The organism is Nitrospira sp., from assembly GCA_024760545.1.
Classification (GTDB): Bacteria; Nitrospirota; Nitrospiria; order Nitrospirales; family Nitrospiraceae; genus Nitrospira_D.
Window position 1 is genome coordinate 1,660,261 of record CP060501.1, and the last position, 23,184, is coordinate 1,683,444.

Consider the following 23,184-nt stretch of genomic DNA (forward strand, 5'->3'; position numbering starts at 1 on the left):
TGCCCACATGCACGTCGAGTCGAGAAACGATGCCGATTTAGTGGTAGCTCTCGGAGTCGTTGGGGAATTTTCCCTGCTCGACTTCTTCCTTGTAACGATTCAGCGCTTGAAGGGCATCCGCTTTAAGGTGAGCGTAGGTTTTGACGAATCTCGGGGTGAAGGCATCAAAGAGACCAAGCAGATCGTAGAGCACGAGAACCTGGCCGTCACAGTGTGGACCCGCGCCAATCCCGATGGTGGCTATCGAAAGGGCTTGGGTAATTTTCTTGGCCAACCCGACAGGCACCGCTTCCAACACGAGAGCGAATGCCCCGGCCGCCTCGAGCGCTTGAGCATCTTCCAATAGTCTGGAGGCTTGATCTTCGACTTTACCTTGGACCTTGTAGCCACCAAGCGCATGGACCGATTGCGGGGTCATGCCTAAATGGCCCATGACAGGAATCCCAATGCTCACGATCGCCTTGACTCGATCCGCTACCGCGGCGCCTCCCTCCAGCTTCACGGCGGCGGCCCCGGCTTGCAGTAACCGGCCCGCATTGCGCACAGCCTCTTCCGTGCTCACCTGGTAGGACATAAACGGCATATCGCTGATCACCAGACACTGCTGTGCGGCACCGGCTACCAGTTTCGTATGGTACAGCATGTCCTCCATCGTGACCGTGAGCGTATTGGGTTTTCCTTGCACAACGACGCCCAGCGAATCTCCCACCAGGATCGCGCGAATCCCCGCTTGCTCCACAATGCGAGCGAAGAGCGCATCGTAGGCCGTCACGACGACCATCTTCTTTTTCTCTCGTTTGTACTGCTGGAAATCGAGGATGGTCATCAGTCCAATTCGGCCTTGGTGATGATTTCTCCCAACCGATGTGTCGCTTTGATCGCCATGATATGGACACCGTCGCAGTGTGGCCGCACCGCCTTGATCGTCCGTACGGCGATGTCGACCCCGACATCCTCGGCTCTCTCTCCGGCGGCCTTGAGTTCTTCGATCATCTCGCTTGGCACTGAGATGCCCGGAATGTTGGCGTTCATGAACTCAGCCATCTTGTGATTGCGCAACACAAGAATACCGGCCAGGACCTTCACTTTGAATGGCCGGATCGCCTTCATAAAGCTCCCGAACTGCTCCGGATGGTACACCGCCTGGGTCTGAAAGAATTGGGCACCCGCCTTCACCTTCACTTCAAACTTAGCAAGCATAGGTCCCAGCGGATCAGCTTCCGGAGTCACAGCCGCGCCGATGGTAAACGCTGTCGAGCCGTCCAGTTTATGGCCGGTCATGTCGTGCCCATTGTTCAATCCCTGCACAAGCTGCATCACTTGAACCGAATCAAGATCGTAGACCGGTTTGGCTTCCTTGTGATCACCGACGGTCGGGTAATCGCCGGTGAGGCACAGAATATTTCGAATCCCGAGCATATGCCCACCCATCAAATCCGACTGCATCGCAATTCGGTTGCGATCACGACAGGTCAACTGCATCACGGGATCATGCCCTAGTTCATACAGGAGGCGGCAAACCGGCAGCGAGCCGGCACGAACCACGGCCGCCGTATTGTCGGTGACGTTCACTCCGTGGACACGCCCTACTAACTGCTTGGCGTTCTCCAGCACGGACGAGATGTTCGTGCCCTTGGGAGGATTGTATTCAACCGTGACGGCGAACGTGCCTCGGTTGAGAATATCGATTAAGCGCTGCGGCTCTCGGCTCATGGATAGCCCCTCATATCATTCCTGCTGCTCTCCTGGCGGACTCCACTGTATTTTCGAGCAGCATCGCGATGGTCATCGGGCCAACTCCACCCGGAACAGGGCTGATCCAACCGGCTTTCTGGCTCACAGCTTCGAAGTCGACATCGCCGCACAACCTACCCTCAGGAGTTTTGTTCATACCCACGTCGATGACGACCGCTCCCTCGCGCACCATGTCGGCCGTTACGAACTTCGCCTTTCCGATCGCGACCAACAGTAAATCTGCCTCACGGCAAACCGCAGGAAGGTCTTTCGTTTTCGAATGGCAAATCGTCACCGTCGCATTCCTCTGGAGCAGCATCAACGCCAACGGCTTTCCGACAATATTGCTTCGTCCCAGTACAACCGCCCGCTTCCCCTCAATCGTCACGCCGGCCGATTCAATCATCTTGATGACGCCTTTAGGGGTACACGCCTCGAATACGGGATGCCCTTCCACAAGCCGGCCGAAGTTGTACGGATGAAAGCCATCTGCATCCTTGAGCGGCGAGACGGCTTCCAGAATGACCTTGCTGTCGATATGCTTGGGAAGCGGGAGTTGAACCAGGATTCCATGGATTTTAGGGTCGGCATTCTTTTTGTCGATCAGCGCCAAGAGCTCAGCCTGCATCGTGCTGGCCGGGAGCTTGTGGTCGTCGACATGAATCCCCGCTAATTCACAGGCCTTTTGCTTATTACGAACATAGACATGCGAGGCAGGATCGTCACCGACCAAAATGGTTGCCAGACCCGGTTTAATCGATTTCTTGGCGAACAACTCCGCGGATGCCTCCGCCAGACGATCACGAACCTGCTGCGCGAGCGCTTTTCCATCAATCAATCGTGCGGTCACAGTCCCCCCTCCCCTGTAGCTATTTAGCCGGTAAAATCGTTGCAACTTAGCAGGTGAATTTTATGCAAGTCAACGCTGATTGAACGGTTGGAGATCCGCACGAGTGGTCAGGAATAGGGGATGTTTCCTCCAGCCAATAACCTTCCTCCCTCTTTCCTTGACAGTCTCTTCACTCCTTCGATACGATAACCCAGATCTAATCAGGGATATCCGCTCGTTGCCCTTGTATTCCTACTACCGTTTTTTCCTCCCTTGGGCACTCACTCTTAGCCTTACGTTACCGGGCGAGGCAGCCCAGATTACAGGCTTGGAGTCCCCCAATAGCTTCGTCGGCGACCCCACGGCGAAAGAGTATTTCATATCCAACATCAATGGGGAGCCGGAGGCCCGAGACAACAACGGCTTCATCACAAAGTTGAATTCCGAGGGGAAGATCATCCACCTCAAGTTCATACAAGGCGGCGTGACGGAACTTCTGCATGCTCCAAAGGGAATGGCCATAGTAGGATCGATTCTCTATGTCGCGGACCTTGACCAATTGAAAGGCTTCGACAAGACAACCGGGAAACTTGTCACCTCGGTCTCGTTTTCCTCCCGATCCCAGACGCAGGTATCTCTGACCGACGTTGCGGCTTCACCGACCGGCCTCTTATACGCCTCGGACCAAACGGCCAATTCCATTTACCGCATCAACCCCTCGGACAATTATCGAGTGGATCTGCTGATTCACGACGACCGACTTGCTGGCCCCGCAGGAATCGCGATCCATCCGAAGACCAATCACCTCATTGCCGTGAGTTGGGACAAAGGGAAAATTCTCGAGATCACTCCTGATGGACAGTTGACTGAACTGGAGTCGAATGGGTTTTTTACGAGCCGTTTCCAGAACCTGAGTGGAGTCGATTTCGATCAATGGGGCAATATGTATGTGTCGGATTTCACGAAAGGCAAGATTTGGCGCATGACCAGAGACCATCGATTTCAAGTCATTGCCGAATACCTCCCCGCCCCGGCTGATATCAGCATCGACCGAGAAAATAACCTCATATTGGTTCCCTATCACTACGTGCATGCGGCCGAGATGAACGGACTGGAAGCCCCGTCATCGGCCAGGCCCAAGGGCGATAAACGCACTCTGGCCGACTATGGGTTCATTCCTCCGCCCCCTAAGCCCGCGCCGGAAGAGATCAAAAAATGAGCTCATGCGTCTATTGCCACAATCGGAAGGGGAAGCGGGCATGTCCGGCCCTGGGAGGATTGATCTGCAGCCAGTGCTGTGGCGAGCATCGCATGACACGAATTTCATGTCCCCACGACTGTGCCTATCTTGACAGCGGGAGTGATTACCAGCAGAGACGGCTCGGAGCACAATTCGTGTCCGTTCGTCGAGACTTCTATCAAGAGTTGGAACAATTGGGAGGATACAAAGCCGTCGCGCTCTTCAACCTGATTGAGGTCGTCACGTTCGGCTATTTTGAAGGACGAAGAGATGGGCAGGATGTCGAGGTCATCGCGGCACTGCAGACGCTCCGCCGAACACTCAGCCCGCTTCACATTCCGGCTGCCCCCGCACCGGTTTTTGCCGAGCGCCTCAAAAAAGAGTACGAAACTTTCCACAAACAGCACCCGGACCAGATTGCCGACTCGTCCGACGCCCTAACAATCCTGGATCGCACCGTCCAGTTTGTGTCTGCATTTTCAGAGAATGATTTCCAGTCAAGCCGGTTTCTTGGAGGACTGATCGGTTATGTGAAGATGCAGCATCCTGAAATCGCGGCGCACCTCAAGAAGCAGCATGAATCGGGGCATATCCTTCTGCCGGGGCAATCGTTCCTACCACCGCCCGCCCCCGAGGAACATACCCATGGTCCCGACTGCCGGCATCATAGTCATTGATCTTCCGGTCCAAATCTAAGGCAACTCGCCCTAAAGTTACTCCACAATCGTGACGGTCATTTCTACACGCTCTTTGGGATTATCCCGCTCGTCGCGCGCAACATTGACGATCTTATCGGCCACACCGATTCCCTTGGTCACTTCGCCAAACACGGAGTACTTGCGATCCAAGAACCGCGAGTCCTCTACCACGACAAAAAACTGAGAGCCGGCCGTATCCGGCTCGGCTGCCCTGGCCATAGAAACCACGCCGCGCTTATGTGGGATATCGCTGAACTCCGCCTTAACAGTATAGCCGGGACCACCCTGGCCATAGGTATCCTTCTTGAGCGTATCCTTCGTATTCGGGTCACCGCCTTGAATCATGAAACCGGGAATGACGCGGTGAAAAATGGTCCCGTTGTAAAAGCCGGACTTCGCCAGCTTAATAAAATTCTCCACATGTTTTGGTGCAACGTCCGAATGGAACTTGATTTCGATATCGCCGTATTTCGTTTTGATGATCCCCCGAGGCCCTTTCGGGGTTTCAGCTTTTGGTGTGGTCGCCGTATCCGCGGCGATAACCGACCCAATGCCCGAGACTGACAGTGCAATTCCCACCAACAGTCCCATACACATTCGCCATCCTGTGCGCTTCAGCATTACCAACCTCCACAACCTTTACATGACAGTAATGTCTCATCCTACCACGTGTCGCGCGTCAACGCTCAACTTGCTCCAGTGCTCGTTGCGCCGCCTCCTGCTCTGCTTCCTTCTTGCTGTGTCCTTGGCCAATGCCAAAGACGTTGTCATTCACGTGTACTTCGACTTCAAAGAACTTGTGATGATCGGGCCCAGTTTCTCGCACAATCACATACCGAGGCAACACTTCATATCGTTTCTGGCACCACTCCTGGAAGCGAGTCTTGTAGTCATCTCCTCCGGGCTTCGTTTGCAAAAGCTCGATACGGCACAGCTCATCATTCAGCACATCGATGGTGAAATCGCGACTGGCCTCAAACCCTCCGTCAAGATAGACCGCGGCGATGACGGCCTCCAATGCATCAGCCAGGAGCGAGGCTTTGTCCCGCCCGTTCGAAAGTTCTTCTCCTCGACCGAGCTTCAGGTAGGCTCCAAGATCCAGACGCCTGGCGGCATTCGCCAGCGGGCTCTCACTCACGAGCTTCGCTTTGAGTTTTGAGAGAGCGCCCTCGCTCAACTCAGGATATCGGCTGGCAAGATAATCGCTGACAATGAGCGACAATACGGCATCCCCCAGGAACTCCAGCCGTTCATTATGTTTTCGGTCCGTGTCTCGTCGTTCATTCACGTACGATTTGTGTGTCAGAGCTTCCGTCAAGAAGGTCGAGTTCGTGAACCGATATTTTAAGAAGGCAGGAGGAGAATCGGCTGAAGAAGCCGGTGTCATCGTGGCGTGGGTATTAGGCGTCCAGTCTCTTGAAGATCAAACACGCATTCACTCCGCCGAATCCGAACGAGTTGGACAATGCCATCTGAATGGCAGTCGGCCGTGCTTTATTGGGGACATAGTCCAAATCACAGGCGGGATCCGGGTTGTCGAGATTAATCGTGGGCGGGAGCACCCCGTGGAAAAGTGCCAGAATACTGAAGACGGCTTCAATCCCACCCGCTGCTCCCAGCAAATGACCGGTCATAGATTTGGTCGAGCTGACCGGAATGCGAAAGGCTTGTTCACCAAACACCTGTTTTATCGCTCGCGTCTCAATGGCATCGGCCATCGTCGATGTGCCATGCGCGTTGATATACCCGATCTGATCGCGTCTGATTCCGGCATCTTTGAGCGCCAATTCCATGCAGCGGACGGCTCCCTCACCCTCTTCAGGCGGCGCCGTAATGTGATACGCGTCGCTGTTCATCCCATACCCGATAATTTCGCCGTAAATTCTGACCCCCCGTCGAAGGGCATGATTCAGTTCCTCGATCACCACCACGCCCGCACCCTCACCCAACACGAATCCATCCCGGTCCTTGTCGAATGGACGGCTCGCTTTGGTTGGTTCATCATTCCGGAACGACAAGGCCTTGGCCGCTGCAAATCCTGCCACACCCAACGGAGTCACGGCCGCTTCGGCGCCCCCGGCCACCATGACATCGGCATCACCCCGTTGAATCAGGCGATAGGCATCCCCGATGCAATGGTTGCCCGTGGCACATGCCGTCACCGCGCAAGAGTTGGGCCCCTTGGCTCCGATCCGAATTGCCACTTGCCCGGAAGCGAGGTTGATGATCGTCATTGGAATGAAAAACGGTGAGACTCGCCCAGGTCCCTTGCCTTTGAGCACCTCATGATAATGCTCAATCGACCCAAGCCCGCCGATCCCAGAGCCAATGTAGACCCCGACCTTTGTGGCCTCCTCCGGCGTCACCTTGAGGCCGGCATCATCCACAGCCAGCTGGGCAGCGCCCACCGCATAGTGGATGAACGCATCCATCTTCTTGATCTCTTTTTTCTCGATGAACCGAGCAGGGTCAAAATCTTTGACCTCACCGGCAATCTGAGCGTCATATCCCGTCGGATCAAACTTGGTGATTCGACCGATCCCCGACTCGCCGGCACAGAGCGCTTTCCAGGTCTTGTCGACACCCGTGCCCAATGGAGTGACCAGTCCTAAACCGGTGACCACCACACGCCGTGTGACCGGATCAGACGTTCCTTGAGACATGCCTATGACTTTTCCTTAATGTAGTCCAATGCCTTCCCAACGGTCAGAATCTTCTCCGCATCCTCATCGGGAATTTCGATCGAGAATTCCTCTTCGAGTGCCATCACAAGCTCGACGGTATCGAGCGAATCCGCCCCAAGGTCTTCAACGAAGGAGGCCTCCGGTGTCACCTCGTCTTCCTCCACACCGAGCTGTTCAGCAATAATCTTCTTCACGCGCTCTTCAACTGTTGCCATCGCTACCTCCTTCCCCAGTATGACTCACTCTGCACCGCCACATGGGGATCTGTGACGGCTGTACGTCCAAGAAATTCGACGCTTTTATACCATCAACATCCCGCCGTTCACGTGCAAGACATGACCCGTAATGTAGGCCGCGTCTTCGGACACAAGAAATCGGACAGCCGCGGCAACATCCGCAGGGGTACCCAGCCGCCCCAACGGGATTTGTTTCAGCAACGTGTCTTTCACATCGGTCGGTAGTCCATGAGTCATCGCCGTATCGATGAAACCAGGCGCCACCGCATTCACCGTCACGTTACGGCTGGCATATTCCCGACCAACGGTTTTTGTGAACCCGATGACGGCCGCCTTTGAAGCCGAATAATTCGCCTGCCCCGCGTTCCCTATCACTCCAACGATCGAGGCGATGTTAACGATACGCCCGTACCGCTGCTTGGTCATCGGCTGCAAGACCGCTTTCGTGCAATTAAAGGTGCCGTTCAGATTGATCTGAAGCACCAGATTCCAATCTTCCTCCTTCATCCGCAACAACAATCCATCGCGAGTGATCCCCGCATTGTTGACGAGGATGTCAACTTTCCCCCAGGCCTTCAAGACTTGTTCGACCATCCCTTTGGTGTCATTGGCATCGGCCACGTTGACTTTCAGGTTCAATGCCTTTCGCCCTAGTTTTTCGACCAAGCCGACCGTTTCCAACGAACGACCTGGGTCGAGGTCGGCCACGGCGATGTCCGCCCCCGCTTGGGCAAGGCATTCGGCAATGGCCCGACCGATTCCTTGGGCAGCGCCAGTGACAATAGCGGCTTTCCCTTGTAGCAACATCACAGACCTTTCCGGCGGTACCTTAACAAGCCGACAGAGCGTTCGTCATCTGGTGTTTCATGTGAAGCCGATTGTGCGCTAGCTCACTGCCTGGAGCGTCGCATCCAGTGACTTTGGATCATTCACATTCAACAATTTGGCGTCCGGCAGAATCCGCTTGATCAAGCCGGTCAACACGGTACCTGGCCCTACTTCCACAAACGTCGTGACCCCCATCTTTCCCATAGTATGCACGGTCTCCTCCCACAGCACGGAAGAGGGCAGCTGGCGAACCAACGACGCCTGGATTTCGCTTGCCAGTCTGATCGCTTTCGCCTCCGCATTGTTCACCAGAGGGGCGTTGAGATCAGACCAATGAACCGCAGCCAAGTCCTTGGCCAATCGATCAGCTGCTTGCTGCATCAATGGAGTATGAACGGGCACACTCACCGGCAGAGGGATAGCCTTTTTACAGCCTTGTGCTTTGGCCAATTCGATCGCTCTTTCCACCGCCGCCTTTTCACCGGCAATGACCACTTGCCCCGGCGAGTTGAAATTCGCCGCGGCGACAACCCCGACAGACGACGCCGTACGGCACACATCCTTAACCACGCCGGCGGCGAGGCCCAACAGGGCCGCGACAAGACCGGTTCCCGGAGCCACGGCTTCCGACATGTAGCGCCCCCGCTTCTGAACCAGGCCAACCGCATCCCGGAATGAGAGGCCACCGGCCGCAACCAACGCCGAATACTCACCCAAACTATGTCCCGCCACCGCGACCGGCTTGATTCCGACCGGCTCCAACAGCCTCAACGCCGCCATGCTGCTGACCAGCAAGGCCGGTTGGGTGAATTCCGTCAGATTGAGCCGCTCAGCCGGTCCCGTAAAGCATAACGCCCCGACATCATAACTCAAAACCGAGGTCGCCTCATCGTAGACGGACTTCAAAGAGGGATGTGCGTCATAGAGCGCCTTACCCATCCCCACTGACTGAGAACCCTGTCCTGGAAAAACAAGCCCGATTCCTTGAGTCATGGGGGGTTAGATATCTTAGAAATCCCCCGCAAAGTCAACGGGAAAAAGTTTCCACAAGCCGCCATTCTCCGCAATCAGCGCGAGTCTGCTCTACGAGTCGTGCCGGATCACCAACGGATACGCCCTTACCATCGGATCATCGCAGAAGCCCATGTCAATCCTGCCCCGAACGCACCAAGCATCACCAGCGAGCCATTCTTGATACGCCCTTCGCGGACCGCTTCATCCAGGGCAATTGGAATGGATGCGGCGGAGGTATTCCCATACCGATCGAGATTCAGGAGCACTTTTTCGATCGGAAGGCCGAGGCGCTCAATGACCGCCCTCAGAATTCGTACGTTGGCCTGGTGTGGTACATAGAGGTCAAGATCCTCCACGCGGAGATGATTGGCAGAAAGGGTCGTGCGAGCGATGTCTTCCAAGGTGCGCACCGCGACTTTGAAGGTCTCGTTCCCTTTCATTTTGATGTACTGCTGGCGTTCCGCGATCACTTTTTCGGAAGGGGGAGTACGAGAACCTCCTCCCGGTACCATGATCAACTCACAGAGGGCGCCGTCTGAGCGAAGGTGAGTGGACAAGATCCCCCTTTCCCCATCACTGGCGCTGACGACTACCGCACCGGCCCCATCCCCAAACAGCACACATGTGTTACGGTCGCTCCAATCGGTGATGGCGGACATGACTTCTGAACCGATCACCAGGACATGACGCATCCCGTTCCTGACGTATGCATCCGCCACCGAGAGCGCGTAGACAAATCCGCAACAGGCGGCCGACAGATCACAGGCCGCAGCTTTGGTCGCACCGAGCTGATGCTGGACGAGACAGGCCGTTGCCGGGAGCGGGTAATCACCCGTACAGGTGGCGACCAAAATCATGTCGAGGTCGGTCGCTGGCAGACCAGCCGCAGTCAGTGCCCGTTTCCCGGCCTGAACCGCCAAATCCGAACAGGCTTCCCCGGTCGCTGCAATATGCCGCTCACGGATGCCCGTCCGTTCTCGAATCCATTCATCGGACGTGGCCACCATGCGTTCAAGATCCGCATTCGTCAGCACCCGGGCAGGCGCATAGGAGCCGGTTCCCGCAACATAGGCTTTCATGTTCCCAATTCCACCGGTGGACGGGAACGGCTCTCGTCGATATTCCGTTGAATCAGCTCTCGCACACGGCCCTCAGCCATGCCTTTTGCCCGTCGAATCGCATTTTTGATGGCCTTAGCCGACGATCGTCCATGGCAGATCATCGTAATCCCATTGACCCCCAGCAGTGGGGCGCCGCCGAATTCGGCATAGTCGATTTTTCGCTTCAGATTCGTCAGAGGGCCGGAAATCAAGGGATAGGCCAATCGGCCCAGGAAGTGGCCGGAAATTTCCTTGAGCAGCAGCCTCTTGATCATCTCGGCAACGCCCTCGGAAATCTTCAACGCCACGTTGCCGATAAACCCGTCGCAGACGACGATATCGGCGATTCCACTGTACACATCCCGTCCCTCCACATTCCCCACAAAATTCATCGAACTCCCTTTGAGCAGCTTAAACGCCTCTTTGGTGACTTCGTTGCCCTTACTGTCTTCTTCACCGATGCTCAGAAGACCGATACGGGGATTCGGCTTACCGAGCAGATGCTTGGCATATTCGTTTCCCATCAAGGCGAATTGCTCAAGATGCTTGGCAGTGCAGTCGACGTTGGCCCCCACATCGAGCATGATCGCTTCCCCGCTCAGCGTCGGCAAGCTGGTGGCGATCGCAGGCCGCTCAACCCCTTTCGCAAGTCCTAATACGAAGAATGCCGCCACCATGCTCGCCCCCGTGTTCCCTGGGCTCACGACCGCATCAGCATGGCCGTTCTTGACCAATTCCGTCGCGATCCAGATCGACGAGTCTCGTTTCTTCCGAGCCACTGCGGCAGGCGACTCATGCATTTCGACGACTTGGGAAGCATGCCGGATAGACAGGCGGGAGTCGAGACAAGCCAGACGCGCACATTCCTGTTTGAGAGTCGTCTCGTCGCCGACAAGGACGACCTCGACATCCAATTCCCTGACAGCTTGAAAAGCACCCTCGATGCACGGCGCGGGGCCATGATCGCCGCCCGCGGCGTCAAGCGCGATCTTCATGCGAGACAGTGTACTCACAGATGGCGTTGGACAGACAGGCTGAACACGCGTCGCCCCCCTGGGCTCACGTCAGGCGCGATGGACCGATTGCCCGAATACTTATGCAAGAAGACGCATCACGTTGGCGACATCCTGATTGCGATGGACGTCCTGTGCCCTCTTCAACACTCGGGGCTTTGGCACGTCGGCAAACCTTCGACATTCCGTTCACGCTTCTTCGACCTGAATGACTGCCTTGCCTTTATAGGTTCCACAGTTCAAACAGGTGTAATGCGGCAGCTTCAGCTCATGGCACTGGGGACAGACAGCCATCCCCGGCGGGGTCATACGCAGTTTTTGGGTGCGACGCTTGTCGCGTCTCGCCCTCGAATGTTTATGTTTGGGATTGGGCATGGTGGCTCCTTCTTCCGCTCCATCACGATCGCCGCTCAGCGATCACCGGGCTCTTGCAGTTTTTCCTTCATCTCGCGCAACACGTGAAACGGACCTCCCGTCGGCGCCTCGACGCAACCACACGGGCCTTCATTCAAATCTTTTCCGCAACGAGGACACAGTCCGAGGCAGTCCTCGGAACACAGGGGATGCATCGGAGCGGCGAGAATCAATTGTTCACGCAGCATCGGCGCCAGCTCCAGATGATCGCCCGTAAAGTAATAGAGGTCGTCGTTCTGCTCTTCTGTGTCAACTTCGACCTGTGCCGCCATTTTTTTCTTCCGCACATCATCTCGTTTGGGGGTGACGGGCGTCGCCTTGGCTTCCCGTTCGTAGGCCACTCGTAAAGAAAACGCCATCGGGTCTTCAAAATCTTTGAGACAGCGCACGCATTGGCGGACCGCCGTCCCTTCGACCACACCGGTCACATAGATGGTGCGCTCGATCGCGCGAAGATCCAGTCCCACCGCCAGGGTTCCACGAATGGACACATCCGCATCCGTCAGTTCGAGCTCTTCACCCGTCAGGTCGCCCGACAACGAAAGACCTTCGGCCGTGATATCCGCGATTTTCGGTGTCAATACATCCATGGTCATCCTCAGCAGCGTGCCGCTGCCCCACCCCGGTGCATCGAAATCGCCTGTCACGTATGTCATCGCTCTTCGGCGAAGCTGATAATCGCGATATGCCGAGCCCGCTTGACGGCCACCGTCAGTTCACGCTGATGACGCATGCAATTCCCTGAAATGCGGCGCGGAACGATCCGTCCCCGTTCTGTCAAAAAATTCCGCAGGAGCCCGGCGTCCTTAAAATCGATCGGCGCCTTCTCCAAACAGAATCGGCAAGGACGCCTGCGCTGAAATAACCGGCCCCCACCCCCGCCACGCTCGTTTTCGCTTCGATCCATTACTGCCTCCTCATGCTCCTGCCGTTAACCTTCCTCGCCTATGTCATAGCCGGGCTCGTCGTGCATCGGAGGTTCGGCACTTGGGCCGCCATCTTGGCGCTTCGGCATGAACGTCACCGTCTGCGCGACCACTTCGTGCTTACTGCGCTTTTGGCCATCTTCAGTTTCCCATCGGCGCTGCTGCAACCGGCCTTCGACGATCGCCCCATTCCCTTTGCTCAGATACTGTCCGCAATGTTCCGCCTGCCGGCCGAACACGACAATGTCCACAAAGCAGACCTCTTCTTTCAAATCTTCGGCCTGTTTAAACCGGCGGCTTACCGCGAGGCCAAAACTCGCCACCGGTGTCCCGCTCGGAGTGTACCGAAGCTCAGGATTCCTGGTGAGGTTTCCCATCAGAATGACTTTGTTAAATCCGGCCACCGTCGGACTCCTGTGCTGAAGCTTCCACCGGACGCCGTTCCACCAACGGTTTTTCGTGATGGACCGTCAAAAACTTAATGATGTTGTCTTCCAATCGATAGGCTCGTTCGAGTTCGCCGACGGTGTTGTTCGGGGCCTTAAAATAGAAATAGGCGTAGGTGCCCTTCCGTTCGCGACGCACTTCGTAGGCGAGCTTTTTCTTCCCTAAATTTTCGGCTTTGATGAATTGGGCGCCGGTTTTGTCGGCGACATTTTTCATCTTGTCGATGAGCGTTTTCGTCTCCTCATCGGAGACGGACGGACGAATAATAAACAGAGACTCGTAGAGCTCCATGCAGCGATCCTCCTGGGCAAAGGCCCCCGAACCGGTCGGGAGCGAGGTGTAGGGCGCCTATTCGGCGAAAAGAACGGTGGACGGTAGCACAGGATTTCTTACGCTGTCAATGAATCCGGTGAGACCGCACCATCGATCGAACCCATGGAGCTCTTGTCACCGCACTCTCTGAGTGGATGAGGCTCATGGTTGAATGCCCAGATTCCAAAGGCCCGTAGGAAGTTTCCCCGCATTGACAGGAAGGTCTTCTGATTGTAACCATTGGTTACTTATTAGATCCGTTTGATTCGCGATGGATCGACACATTGTCTGCCTTCACATCCCTTCCTTTGGAATCGTACTCGCCCGGGCGGGCGACGCTTCTCTCCGAAACAGACCGGTGGCCATGGCGCCGATCCATACACCGCGCGCGTTGATCCGCGAGATTTCCGCAGAAGCGTTTCGTGAAGGCATTCAGCCGGGTATGGCCGTAGACTTGGCGCAGCGGATCTGTCCCGGCTTGCGAGTGGTCTCTCCGGACTCATCGCTCATACAAGCCGCGCATCGTGAACTGCAGCATCGTGTCTCGTGTGTTGCACCGATCTGGGAATCGATCAGGCCCGGTTCGCTCTTCTTGGACCTCACCGGCACAACCCACCTCTTCGGACCTCCTATCGACACGGCAACCCGCATCAGTCGAGAGTTGGCGCATCAGCAGGGATGGTACAGCACCATCGGGCTGGCGGGGAACAAGCTCGTTTCGCAATTGGCCGCAACGACATTGACCAAACCTCCGCAACTCCTCTCGATCCATTCCGGCTCAGAACAATCATTCCTGGCTCCGTTGCCGACCCTGTTGCTCCCCGGCCTTCATCGCGCCCAAACCTCACGAGTCTCGCAGCGGCTGGAGGATTTGAATCTCCTCACCCTTGGTGCGATCGCCTCCGTCTCATTGACACACCTGCAAGCCGCCATCGGCGCTCCCGCTGGTTTGTTGCACGACTGGGCGCTGGGGATTGATTCCTCACCGGTCCGGTCACCGATCACGCAGCCGGTCATCGAACGTATCATTCGTCTCGATCCGGATGAAGTAGACGACCGACTCTTGTTAGGTCGATTGTACGGACTATTGGAGCAGCTTTGCGCAACGCTTCGGCAACAAGGGCGTGTGTGCCGGCATATCGCACTGACGGTTCGGCACAGCGACCATGTCGAACGGACCGCGCAAGAACGCTTGCCGCACGGCACGTACTGGGAGATCGATCTCCATCCTATCGTGACACGACTCTTTTACCGGTGCTTCCACCGGCGGATACGCCTCACCCGTCTCACACTCCAGGTCGGTCGGCTGGAATCGCCTGCCGAGCAACTTTCGCTCTTCGACGAACCGAAGCCCACAGTCCTCCCATGCTCCCACCGGCTGTCACTGGCGCTGGATGACATTCGCGCGAAGTTTGGTGAACGGGCCCTGTCCTGGGGGAGAACGTTGCGATGAAGCCTTCCCCGTTCGTGCACCTGCATGTCCATTCGGACTATTCACCGATGCGCGGCGTGTCATCGCTGGAAGAACTCTGCGCTTCGGCACACCGGCAAGGGTCGCCGGCCATGGCGTTGACCGATACGAACGGCTTGTACGGTGCGATTCGATTTGTCGCACACGCAAAGCAACAGCGGCTCCGGCCGATTCTCGGCGCTGAACTGACGACGGCCGATCATCGGGCGGTCTTGCTGGCAAAAACACCGATCGGTTATGCCAATCTCTGTCGCGTGCTGTCGGAGCGGCATTGCAACCCCTCGTTCGACTTCCTCGGATCTGTCTCACGCTATCGCGATAGTCTGATCCTTTTCACAGATGACGAAGAGGCGCTCACGGCTTGGGCCAAAGAATCACGGCAAGATCTCTATGTCGAAGTGACGCCTGGGCGCACGATGCACCGTACGCTGCTCTTCAGTCGCCATATCGAGCTTCCACCTGTCGCCACCAACCGCGTGTACTTCTCCCAAGCAGACGGCTTTGCCACGCATCGCCTATTGCGTGCCATCGCCCTCAACACAACTCTGTCACGGTTGCCGGAAGACGCCTGCTGTCGACCCACGCAATGGCTGATGCCGCCCACGCTCATGGCATCTCAGTTCCTGCACGTCCCGGAAGCAGTGGAAAACACCGCCCGCATTGCCGACGCGTGCTACAACGACTGGCGCTTCGGCGAAACCATCTTCCCGGCCTTTCGCCGGCTGTCCGACGAAGACGCATTCATGACGCTCAAAGAGGAGACCTATGCCGGTGCACATAATCGATACGGTGTGCTTTCACAGGAGATTCGCGATCGGATTGAAAAAGAGTTGGCGATCATCCGAGAGAAACGTTTTGCCCACTATTTTCTGGTCGTGGAAGACATCGTCCAGGAGTCAAAGCGGACCACCTGCGGCCGTGGTTCAGTCGCGGCCTCGATCGTCTCGTACTGTCTCAACATCACCCATGTCGATCCGATCAAGCATCACCTCTTCTTTGAACGGTTTCTCAATTCCGGCCGCAAGGATCCGCCGGACATCGATATCGACTTTGCATGGGATGAGCGCGACGACGTTTTGAGGTGGATATTCAAGCAGTATGGCGACCGCCAGGCTGCCATGGTGGCGAATCAGAACAGTCTGGGCTTCCGAGCCGCAATCCGCGAAGTCGCCAAAGTGTACGGTATGCCGGCCGACGAAATCGGCAGGGTGTCTTCACGCGTGGGACGTCAAAAAGATCTCCTTGGCTTTTCCACTCCACCGACCATCCGGCAATGGCTCCATCGAGTGTCACAAATCCTACAACTGAAAGCACCGTGGCCCGAGATTTTGGCCCAGGCACTGAAGGCACAAAACCACTTTCGCCATCTCTCTACGCATTGTGGCGGAGTCGTCATCGTGCCGGACGACATTCGACGCTATGTGCCCGTCGAGATCACAGCGAAGGGCCTGCCCGTCATCCAATGGGAAAAGGATCAGACGGAGGACGCCGGGCTCGTCAAGATCGATATATTAGGCAATCGGTCATTGGCTGTGATCCGGGATGCCTTAGTGGCCATCGCCAAGCATACGGGCCGGACGATCGATTACGAAACCTGGGATCCGCTGGAGGATGCCGCCACGCAGGAAGCGATCCGATGCGGCGATACGATCGGTTGCTTCTACATAGAATCGCCCGCCACACGCCTTTTGTTGAGAAAACTATGGATCGGCATGCCGCCACACCGCCGTGCGGTGGCCGATGTATTCGAGTATCTGGTCATGGTTTCGTCCCTGGTCAGACCTGCCACCAATGCCTTCGTCGAAGACTTCATACGACGAGCGCAAGAAGGTTCCTGCGCATACTGGCATGACAAGTTGGAGGGAATTTTGGATGAAACACACGGCATCATGACCTATCAGGAAGACGTCTCGAAGGTGGCGATGGCCCTGGCGGACTTTTCCGTCGAAGATGCGGATCAGCTACGCAAGATCATCAGCAAGAAACACAAACAACGGCAACTGCGGGACTACTATCGGCAGTTTTACCGCGGAGCAGAAAACAATCATGCGTCACCGGAGACAATCGACAGAATCTGGAAGATGATCATGAGCTTCGCCGGCTACAGCTTTTGCAAACCCCATTCGGCCAGCTATGCCCAGGTGTCGTTCAAGTCTGCATATCTCCGAACCCACTATCCGGCGGAATTCCTTGCCGCCGTCATCAGCAACCAGGGGGGCTTTTATTCGACCTTTGCGTATGTCTCGGAGGCTCGGCGCATGGGATTGGCCATCCTTCTACCGGACATCAACGCAAGCGATTGGGCTTACCGCGGCGAAGGCGAGCGGCTGCGGATGGGTCTGATGCAGATCAAGACCATCCCTCAAGAATTCGGCAAAAGAATTATCGAGGAACGTACTCAGAATGGTTTCTATCGGTCGTTTCAGGACTTTCTGGGGCGTGTGAAGCCGGAGCCGGCGCATGCCAGAATATTGGTCCGCGCTGGCTGCTGTGACTCCATCGCCGGCGAGCTGACAAGACCGGCCTTGCTCTGGCGCCTGTACGCAGGCAGCGATTCCACGTCAAACCCCTTGCCGGTGCCCGACGACTATTCTGCTGTTCAAAAGCGGGCGCATGAAATCGAGTCGTTCGGATTTCTTGCCAGCCGCCATCCTTTGACCCTTTATCGCAAGCAGATCGAACAGCTCCGGCCGGTGCCGGCCTCCCAGATGCATCGCTTCGTCGACCAGCGCATCACGATGGTCGGCTTGTTGATCACGGAAAAGGCCGCTGAAACGAAGCACGGCCATGCCATGGAATTCATGACCCTCGAAGACGTCACCGCACTGTACGATGCCACACTGTTTCCCGACGTCTACCGCCGTTGCTGTCATCTGCTCTCATCAAACCAGCCATACGTGGTCCGTGGACTGGTGGAAGAAACATTCGGTGTCGTGACACTGACCGTGCATGATCTCCGACTCCTGGAGCCGACAATGGGCGACATACAGGACCGGTTGAGCCGGTATGAATACGCTGACGGTTGATCGCGCATCATGAGTTATAGAAACCTCTTCTATAACTCATGCAATTACTCTATTATGAGCTATACGAGAGGGGTTTATCACTCATGACATGGAATTGGCAGCAAGAAGACTGGCCGAACTTCAACTACGACCGGGAGGCCCTGGTTCAACACGAGACTCAATTTATCCATGAAGCAGGAATGATTCATGGCGCCATCAAACATCTCACGGAGGGGGATCAATCACAGCTCACCATTGATCTCATCAGCAACGAAGCCGTCACCACTTCGGAGATCGAGGGGGAAACACTCAACCGCGACTCCGTGCAATCGTCCATTCGACGGAATTTCGGACTGGATACGGATAACAGAAAAATCCCTCTCGCTGAACAAGGCATTGCTGCCCTAATGTCCGATCTCTATCGGCACTCCGGCACCACGCTCTCTCATGAGCAATTGTTTGACTGGCATACGATGCTGATGCGTGGGCGGAAGGACCTGACCCCTATCGGCGCGTACCGGACTACCGAGAGTCCGATGCAAGTGGTGTCGGGTCCCATCGCAACTCCCAAGGTGCATTTTGAAGCACCGCCGTCGCATCGAGTTTCGATGGAGATGAACGGATTTCTTGCGTGGTTCAACGATACGGCACCAGATGGGCAGCAGCCGCTTCCTGCACTGATGCGGGCAGGCATCGCACACCTGTACTTCGAATCGATCCATCCGTTTGAAGACGGCAATGGGCGGATTGGGCGAGCGCTGTCGGAAAAGGCCTTGTCCCAAAACCTGGGCAGGCCGACGCTCATCGCGCTGTCTCAGACGATCTGCCGAAACCGGAAGGCGTATTACACGGCTCTTGAGGACAACAATGGGGCATTAGACATCACCGACTGGCTCATCTATTTCACACGAACCGTTCTGGAAGCACAGCAGTACACCCAACGCCTCATCGATTTCCTCATTGCCAAAACCAGACTGCATGATCGTCTGCGGGGGAACCTCAATGAACGGCAGGACAAAGCACTGGGACGCATGTTTCGGGAAGGACTTGACGGCTTCAAAGGCGGACTCAGTGCCCAGAACTACCTCAAAATCACAAACACCTCCAGAGCCACCGCAACCAGAGATTTACAGAGCTTGGTAGAACTGGGCGTACTCCGAAAAACCGGTGAACTCAAACACACCCGGTACTGGCTGAATATCGTCAAAGAGCATCGCGCAAAATCGTAATGTGAATCTGCGATGGTGTGACCTTGTCATGAATACAGTGACGGCTGATCGTATCATTCGCGCCCTAAGGTAAGGATGAGCGCCAAGAAGTACCTGGCACTCGCCGGCGCATCGAAAGCGACTGCGACACGCGATTTGCAGGATCTGGCAGAGAAGGGCATCTTCGCGCCTGTCGGCGGCGGTAGGAGCACTCGCTACCAGATCAGCTTGTAGTCCCACGACGAAGAACCTGAAGCAAGTTGGTTTTACAAGATGTGCGGCCTCATCAAGATTTCAGTAGAGACAGGAAGCGCGAGTCGTTGATGGACAAGGGAAATCACCCGCTGCCCTTCGTGAAAACACCGTTGCATGGTGAACCATGCAACAGCAACAGGACCCGCGAGTGAGCGACTAGACGTTAAATCTAAAGTAGACGATATCCGCTTCTTTGATAACGTAGTCTTTGCCTTCCAGGCGGAAGAGTCCCTTTTCCTTCACCTTCGCTTCCGTCCCGCAGGCCAGCAGATCGTCGTAGTGATAGACTTCGGCGCGGATGAAGCCGCGCTCCATGTCGGAGTGGATCTTGCCCGCCGCTTGAGGCGCTTTGGTGCCTCGCGGAATCGGCCAGGCGCGAGATTCGATCTCCCCGGCCGTGAAGAAGGTCACCAAGTCCAACAGAGTGTAGGCCTCTCGTGTCAACCGCACAAGTCCCGATTCGGTCAGCCCCATTTCGTTCAGAAAGTCCGCCCGCTCGCTCTCAGGCAACGACGACAATTCAGCTTCCAGCTGCCCGCAGATCGTCACGACCCGAGCGCCACGCTTTGCCGCAAACTCGCGTACGGTCTGCACCATGGCCTCATCCGCATTCTTCCCCTCGGAGACATTGGCGATAAACAGAACCGGTTTGGCGGAGAGTAATTGACATTCGTTGAGAATCACTCGCTCTTCCGCTGCATATTCCCTATTGCCTAACCATTCACCTTTATCGAGCAATCCGATCAGTTTGGCGAGAAACTCCACTTCAAACGCGGCTTTTTTGTCCCCAGCGCGCACCTTCTTTTCAGTCTTTTGTTTTCGTCGATCAAGCGTTTCCAAATCGGATAACATGAGCTCGGTTTCGATCACCCCGATGTCACGGAGCGGATCGATCCCGCCGCTGACGTGAACCACGTCGGTTCCTTGGAAACACCGCACGACGTGCAGCAACGCATCCACTTCGCGGATGTGGCCAAGAAATTGATTGCCGAGTCCTTCGCCTTTGCTGGCCCCCTCGACAAGCCCGGCAATGTCTCGCACTTCGAGCGTGCTGTAGGTCGTTTTCTTCGACGTGAAGATCTCGGTCAGCTTGATGAGGCGAGGGTCCGGAACCAGTGCAATACCGGTGTTCGGATCTACCGTCGCAAAGGGATAATTGGCCGCTAAGGCGCCGCCGCCGGTCAGCGCATTGAAGACGGTGGTCTTGCCGACGTTCGGCAAGCCGATCATGCCGCAACACAAGCCCATTTAATTCGTGTCCTCTTCTTCGTTCGTAGCCTTCTCTCTAACATTGAACTGATTCATCGCAACGTCCGGTCCTCGATGAATCAGACATTCCAGCGCATCGACGGCCCGCTCCAAACAGGGTTCAAATATGACCAGCTCATCTTTCGACACCGGCTCCAAGACATAGTCGGCGGAATCTTGACCCGGGGCAGGCCGGCCGATCCCGATCTTCATCCTGACGAATTGCGGAGTCCCGAGCGCCTCGATGATGGACTTAATTCCGTTATGTCCCCCGTTGCCACCAGCCAGTTTAATCCGCAGCCGCCCTGGCTCCAGGTCCAAATCATCGTGGACGACAATGAGATCGCCGGGAGTGAGCGTGAATTCGCGCAGGAGGCCTTTCAGTGGAGGACCGGAAATATTCATCCAGTCGAGCAGGCCGGCAAGCTCGATCAGTTCTCTTCCAAGTCGCCCGGAGCCTCGCTGGGCTGTGCCGCGTGGTGAGAGCCTGATCGACCATCGAGCGGCGGCCCGTTCGATGACCCACATACCGACATTGTGGCGGGTCTGGGCGTAGGCTCTGCCGGGGTTGCCCAGTCCAACGAGAAGGCGCAACGTTACTTCTTCTTTTCGGCTTCTTTCTTTTCAGCCTTGGGAGCCGCAGCGGCTTCTTTCTTTTCTCCTGCCTTGGCTTCCCCGGCAGGCGCTGCTGCACCCGCCTTGGCTGGTTCGGCACCCGCAGCACCTTCAGCCCCAACCGCTGCTTCCTTACCTTTCACCAGGACCTCCGGTTCCCCTGCCGGGCCCGCGGTGCTGGTGAGCAAGGCTTCGAGTTTGGCGTCCGACATCGGCGCAGCGACGCTGACGACCATCTGATCAGGATCGTCCAAGAAACGGACCCCTTCGCGCGCTCCAAGGTCCTTCAAATGGATACCACTGCCGATGGTCAACGATGAAGCATCGATCTCGACGTGGTCCGGTAGCGCCGCTGGAAGACATTCTACGTGCACCTCACGCATGTTGTGGTGCAACACACCGCCTTCTTTGACTCCGGCGGGAACCCCGCCGATGACTTTGATGGGGACTTTCACCCGGATCGGCTTGCTCATGGAAATCTCAAAGAGATCTGCATGCAACACAGCCCCACTGACCGGATCCACCTGAAAATCCCGTAGAAGCGCGGTTCGATTCGGCTTGGACTTGGCGCCGTTCACGGTGAGAGAGATCAACGCGGTACTGCCGGCACGAGACTTTAAAATTTTGATTAATTCATCGGGGTTGACGGTCAGCAAGAGACATTCCCCTTGGCCGTAGAGCACCGCCGGGATTTTTCCCGACCGCCGCATGGACCGTGCGGCACCCTTGCCCGCTTCTTCTCTTACTGTCACTGTCAAATCGAATTTCATGATCTTCCTCCGTCTCCTCCGCTTCCGACGCAATACCCCGTCGATACGGGTCGCTTAGGCAAATAGTGAACTCACCGACTCGTCTTCATGAATCCGTCTGATGGCCTCCCCTAACAGAGGCGCCACCGACAATTGATGCAACTTCGGGCAAACCAACTCTTTTCCCCGCAACGGAATGGTGTTGGTCACCACCACCTGGGACAGACACGACGCCTGTAGTCGTTCCAAGGCCGGCCCCGACAGCACCGCATGCGTACAGGCCGTCATCACTTCCCGAGCCCCTTGATCGACGCAGGCCTGAGCACCTTGCACAATCGTCCCGGCCGTATCGATCATGTCATCCAAGAGCAACACGCTTTTCCCTTGCACGTCGCCGATGATGTTCATAATCTGCGCCTGGTTCGGGCCTTCGCGCCGCTTGTCGATGATCGCCAGGTTGGCCTGGAGGCGTTTTGCGAACGCCCTGGCCCGCTCCACACCGCCGGCATCCGGCGACACGACGACCATGTCCGCGACTTGTTTCTTCACAATGTAGTCCAGCAAGACCGGGAGCGCATACAAATGGTCGACCGGCACGTTGAAAAACCCCTGGATCTGTCCGGCGTGAAGATCCATCGACAGGACACGATCGGCTCCGGCGGTCGTCATCAAATCCGCGACCAACTTCGCGGTAATGGGAACGCGCGGTTGATCCTTGCGGTCCTGACGAGCGTACCCGAAATAGGGCACAACGGCGGTGATGCGGTTGGCCGACGAACGTTTCAATGCATCGATAATGATCAACAACTCCATCACGGAATCATTGACCGGCTGACAACAGGACTGCACGACGAACACGTCGGCGCCCCGTACATTCTCATCGATCTTGACCCGAATCTCTCCATCGCTGAAGGACGAGACGGTGGCTTCACCCAACTTCTGCCCGAGATAGGCACAGATCTCATGGGCAAGCGAAAGGTTGGCGTTGCCAGAGAAAATTTTCAGTTCCCTGTTCATAAAACTTGCCTGGACCGTCTTCTCGCGTGTCTCTAACGTACTGGATTCTCTAGTGGTTCTTGTGCGGTGAGTGAAGGCGGCTTTCGGTCAACCGACCCCCTCGGTCGCTGCACACACTACTGGGGAAGCCAATCAAAGGGT

The 23,184-nt window shown here is 56.3% G+C and carries 26 protein-coding genes; 6 read left to right on the forward strand and 20 right to left on the reverse strand.

Translation table 11 applies throughout. The annotated features are described in order from the left end of the window. Positions 1-37: 37 nt before the first annotated feature. The 3 genes from panB to folD are packed head-to-tail and all read right to left on the reverse strand — an operon-like array spanning position 38 to position 2,584. Positions 38-826 (reverse strand): 3-methyl-2-oxobutanoate hydroxymethyltransferase, encoded by a 789-nt coding sequence (panB, locus tag H8K03_07905; protein ID UVT21808.1) that lies wholly within the window; start codon positions 824-826, stop codon positions 38-40. After that, complete coding sequence (locus tag H8K03_07910) at positions 826-1,713, reverse strand: methylenetetrahydrofolate reductase (protein UVT21809.1); 888 nt, start codon at positions 1,711-1,713, stop codon at positions 826-828. Before H8K03_07910 ends, panB begins: the two co-directional genes overlap by 1 nt. Positions 1,714-1,723: 10 nt before the next feature. Beyond that, the gene (folD, locus tag H8K03_07915; protein ID UVT21810.1) at positions 1,724-2,584 is read right to left on the reverse strand and encodes a bifunctional methylenetetrahydrofolate dehydrogenase/methenyltetrahydrofolate cyclohydrolase FolD; all 861 of its coding nucleotides are present in this window, start codon (positions 2,582-2,584) and stop codon (positions 1,724-1,726) included. 217 nt (positions 2,585-2,801) lie between these two features. On the opposite strand from folD, the gene H8K03_07920 reads away from it, so the two are divergent. Beyond that, entirely contained in the window at positions 2,802-3,782 is a 981-nt protein-coding gene (locus tag H8K03_07920) for a hypothetical protein (GenBank protein ID UVT21811.1), read from the forward strand. 92 nt (positions 3,783-3,874) lie between these two features. Then, positions 3,875-4,480 (forward strand): hypothetical protein, encoded by a 606-nt coding sequence (locus H8K03_07925; GenBank protein ID UVT21812.1) that lies wholly within the window; start codon positions 3,875-3,877, stop codon positions 4,478-4,480. Between the two features lie 36 nt (positions 4,481-4,516). Here the strand turns inward: H8K03_07925 and H8K03_07930 are convergent, their stop codons facing one another. The 13 genes from H8K03_07930 to rpsF all read right to left on the reverse strand — a co-directional run bounded on the left by H8K03_07930 (position 4,517) and on the right by rpsF (position 13,454). Continuing rightward, entirely contained in the window at positions 4,517-5,092 is a 576-nt protein-coding gene (locus H8K03_07930) for a peptidylprolyl isomerase (GenBank protein UVT22412.1), read from the reverse strand. A gap of 88 nt (positions 5,093-5,180) precedes the next feature. Next, positions 5,181-5,888, reverse strand: a complete 708-nt coding sequence (rnc, locus tag H8K03_07935; GenBank protein UVT21813.1) for a ribonuclease III — start codon at positions 5,886-5,888, stop codon at positions 5,181-5,183. 13 nt (positions 5,889-5,901) lie between these two features. Beyond that, complete coding sequence (fabF, locus tag H8K03_07940) at positions 5,902-7,164, reverse strand: beta-ketoacyl-ACP synthase II (protein UVT21814.1); 1,263 nt, start codon at positions 7,162-7,164, stop codon at positions 5,902-5,904. 2 nt (positions 7,165-7,166) lie between these two features. After that, on the reverse strand, positions 7,167-7,400 hold the full coding sequence (gene acpP / locus H8K03_07945) for an acyl carrier protein (GenBank protein UVT21815.1): 234 nt from the start codon (positions 7,398-7,400) through the stop codon (positions 7,167-7,169). A gap of 84 nt (positions 7,401-7,484) precedes the next feature. Then, entirely contained in the window at positions 7,485-8,228 is a 744-nt protein-coding gene (gene fabG / locus H8K03_07950; GenBank protein UVT22413.1) for a 3-oxoacyl-[acyl-carrier-protein] reductase, read from the reverse strand. A 78-nt stretch (positions 8,229-8,306) separates the two neighbouring features. Further along, positions 8,307-9,242: an ACP S-malonyltransferase gene (gene fabD, locus H8K03_07955; protein ID UVT21816.1), complete on the reverse strand. Its 936-nt coding sequence runs from the start codon at positions 9,240-9,242 to the stop codon at positions 8,307-8,309. Between the two features lie 125 nt (positions 9,243-9,367). Continuing rightward, complete coding sequence (locus tag H8K03_07960) at positions 9,368-10,342, reverse strand: ketoacyl-ACP synthase III (GenBank protein UVT21817.1); 975 nt, start codon at positions 10,340-10,342, stop codon at positions 9,368-9,370. Next, positions 10,339-11,358 (reverse strand): phosphate acyltransferase PlsX, encoded by a 1,020-nt coding sequence (plsX, locus tag H8K03_07965; protein ID UVT21818.1) that lies wholly within the window; start codon positions 11,356-11,358, stop codon positions 10,339-10,341. The genes H8K03_07960 and plsX overlap by 4 nt, the downstream gene beginning before the upstream one ends. A gap of 207 nt (positions 11,359-11,565) precedes the next feature. Beyond that, a complete protein-coding gene (gene rpmF, locus H8K03_07970; protein ID UVT21819.1) occupies positions 11,566-11,751 on the reverse strand; it encodes a 50S ribosomal protein L32 in 186 nt (61 codons plus the stop codon). A 35-nt stretch (positions 11,752-11,786) separates the two neighbouring features. Next, positions 11,787-12,446, reverse strand: a complete 660-nt coding sequence (locus H8K03_07975; protein ID UVT21820.1) for a DUF177 domain-containing protein — start codon at positions 12,444-12,446, stop codon at positions 11,787-11,789. Further along, on the reverse strand, positions 12,443-12,697 hold the full coding sequence (locus H8K03_07980; protein ID UVT21821.1) for a 30S ribosomal protein S18: 255 nt from the start codon (positions 12,695-12,697) through the stop codon (positions 12,443-12,445). Before H8K03_07980 ends, H8K03_07975 begins: the two co-directional genes overlap by 4 nt. Before the next feature lie 24 nt (positions 12,698-12,721). Beyond that, positions 12,722-13,120, reverse strand: coding sequence for a single-stranded DNA-binding protein (locus H8K03_07985; protein ID UVT21822.1), 399 nt, complete (start codon positions 13,118-13,120; stop codon positions 12,722-12,724). After that, a complete protein-coding gene (gene rpsF, locus H8K03_07990; GenBank protein ID UVT21823.1) occupies positions 13,107-13,454 on the reverse strand; it encodes a 30S ribosomal protein S6 in 348 nt (115 codons plus the stop codon). The genes H8K03_07985 and rpsF overlap by 14 nt, the downstream gene beginning before the upstream one ends. A gap of 292 nt (positions 13,455-13,746) precedes the next feature. Here rpsF and H8K03_07995 point away from each other — a divergent pair, with 292 nt between their 5' ends. The 4 genes from H8K03_07995 (at position 13,747) to H8K03_08010 (ending at position 19,393) form a co-directional block, all read left to right on the forward strand. Then, positions 13,747-14,928 carry a hypothetical protein gene (locus H8K03_07995; GenBank protein UVT21824.1) on the forward strand — a complete coding sequence of 394 codons (1,182 nt, stop codon included), beginning with the start codon at positions 13,747-13,749 and terminating at the stop codon, positions 14,926-14,928. After that, positions 14,925-17,972 (forward strand): DNA polymerase III subunit alpha, encoded by a 3,048-nt coding sequence (locus tag H8K03_08000; protein UVT21825.1) that lies wholly within the window; start codon positions 14,925-14,927, stop codon positions 17,970-17,972. Before H8K03_07995 ends, H8K03_08000 begins: the two co-directional genes overlap by 4 nt. Positions 17,973-18,055: 83 nt before the next feature. Then, positions 18,056-19,180 carry a Fic family protein gene (locus H8K03_08005; GenBank protein UVT21826.1) on the forward strand — a complete coding sequence of 375 codons (1,125 nt, stop codon included), beginning with the start codon at positions 18,056-18,058 and terminating at the stop codon, positions 19,178-19,180. A gap of 75 nt (positions 19,181-19,255) precedes the next feature. Then, positions 19,256-19,393 carry a hypothetical protein gene (locus H8K03_08010; protein UVT21827.1) on the forward strand — a complete coding sequence of 46 codons (138 nt, stop codon included), beginning with the start codon at positions 19,256-19,258 and terminating at the stop codon, positions 19,391-19,393. Positions 19,394-19,570: 177 nt separating this feature from the next. Here the strand turns inward: H8K03_08010 and ychF are convergent, their stop codons facing one another. The 4 genes from ychF to H8K03_08030 are packed head-to-tail and all read right to left on the reverse strand — an operon-like array spanning position 19,571 to position 23,043. Further along, entirely contained in the window at positions 19,571-20,662 is a 1,092-nt protein-coding gene (gene ychF / locus H8K03_08015; GenBank protein UVT21828.1) for a redox-regulated ATPase YchF, read from the reverse strand. Next, complete coding sequence (locus H8K03_08020) at positions 20,663-21,256, reverse strand: aminoacyl-tRNA hydrolase (GenBank protein ID UVT21829.1); 594 nt, start codon at positions 21,254-21,256, stop codon at positions 20,663-20,665. It abuts the gene before it with no gap. A 2-nt stretch (positions 21,257-21,258) separates the two neighbouring features. After that, positions 21,259-22,047, reverse strand: a complete 789-nt coding sequence (locus H8K03_08025; protein UVT21830.1) for a 50S ribosomal protein L25 — start codon at positions 22,045-22,047, stop codon at positions 21,259-21,261. 54 nt (positions 22,048-22,101) lie between these two features. Beyond that, positions 22,102-23,043, reverse strand: coding sequence for a ribose-phosphate pyrophosphokinase (locus H8K03_08030; protein UVT21831.1), 942 nt, complete (start codon positions 23,041-23,043; stop codon positions 22,102-22,104). Positions 23,044-23,184 lie beyond the last annotated feature (141 nt).

Excerpts from the sequence above, each read along its gene's own strand:
- panB (UVT21808.1), bottom strand. The coding sequence starts at position 826 with ATGACCATCCTCGATTTCCAGCAGTACAAACGAGAGAAAAAGAAGATG.
- H8K03_07910 (UVT21809.1), bottom strand. The coding sequence starts at position 1,713 with ATGAGCCGAGAGCCGCAGCGCTTAATCGATATTCTCAACCGAGGCACG.
- H8K03_07925 (UVT21812.1), top strand. The coding sequence starts at position 3,875 with ATGACACGAATTTCATGTCCCCACGACTGTGCCTATCTTGACAGCGGG.
- H8K03_07930 (UVT22412.1), bottom strand. The coding sequence starts at position 5,092 with ATGGGACTGTTGGTGGGAATTGCACTGTCAGTCTCGGGCATTGGGTCG.
- rnc (UVT21813.1), bottom strand. The coding sequence starts at position 5,888 with ATGACACCGGCTTCTTCAGCCGATTCTCCTCCTGCCTTCTTAAAATAT.
- fabF (UVT21814.1), bottom strand. The coding sequence starts at position 7,164 with ATGTCTCAAGGAACGTCTGATCCGGTCACACGGCGTGTGGTGGTCACC.
- acpP (UVT21815.1), bottom strand. The coding sequence starts at position 7,400 with ATGGCAACAGTTGAAGAGCGCGTGAAGAAGATTATTGCTGAACAGCTC.
- fabG (UVT22413.1), bottom strand. The coding sequence starts at position 8,228 with ATGTTGCTACAAGGGAAAGCCGCTATTGTCACTGGCGCTGCCCAAGGA.
- fabD (UVT21816.1), bottom strand. The coding sequence starts at position 9,242 with ATGACTCAAGGAATCGGGCTTGTTTTTCCAGGACAGGGTTCTCAGTCA.
- H8K03_07960 (UVT21817.1), bottom strand. The coding sequence starts at position 10,342 with ATGAAAGCCTATGTTGCGGGAACCGGCTCCTATGCGCCTGCCCGGGTG.
- plsX (UVT21818.1), bottom strand. The coding sequence starts at position 11,358 with ATGAAGATCGCGCTTGACGCCGCGGGCGGCGATCATGGCCCCGCGCCG.
- rpmF (UVT21819.1), bottom strand. The coding sequence starts at position 11,751 with ATGCCCAATCCCAAACATAAACATTCGAGGGCGAGACGCGACAAGCGT.
- H8K03_07975 (UVT21820.1), bottom strand. The coding sequence starts at position 12,446 with ATGACATACGTGACAGGCGATTTCGATGCACCGGGGTGGGGCAGCGGC.
- H8K03_07980 (UVT21821.1), bottom strand. The coding sequence starts at position 12,697 with ATGGATCGAAGCGAAAACGAGCGTGGCGGGGGTGGGGGCCGGTTATTT.
- rpsF (UVT21823.1), bottom strand. The coding sequence starts at position 13,454 with ATGGAGCTCTACGAGTCTCTGTTTATTATTCGTCCGTCCGTCTCCGAT.
- H8K03_07995 (UVT21824.1), top strand. The coding sequence starts at position 13,747 with ATGGATCGACACATTGTCTGCCTTCACATCCCTTCCTTTGGAATCGTA.
- H8K03_08000 (UVT21825.1), top strand. The coding sequence starts at position 14,925 with ATGAAGCCTTCCCCGTTCGTGCACCTGCATGTCCATTCGGACTATTCA.
- H8K03_08005 (UVT21826.1), top strand. The coding sequence starts at position 18,056 with ATGACATGGAATTGGCAGCAAGAAGACTGGCCGAACTTCAACTACGAC.
- H8K03_08010 (UVT21827.1), top strand. The coding sequence starts at position 19,256 with ATGAGCGCCAAGAAGTACCTGGCACTCGCCGGCGCATCGAAAGCGACT.
- ychF (UVT21828.1), bottom strand. The coding sequence starts at position 20,662 with ATGGGCTTGTGTTGCGGCATGATCGGCTTGCCGAACGTCGGCAAGACC.
- H8K03_08025 (UVT21830.1), bottom strand. The coding sequence starts at position 22,047 with ATGAAATTCGATTTGACAGTGACAGTAAGAGAAGAAGCGGGCAAGGGT.
- H8K03_08030 (UVT21831.1), bottom strand. The coding sequence starts at position 23,043 with ATGAACAGGGAACTGAAAATTTTCTCTGGCAACGCCAACCTTTCGCTT.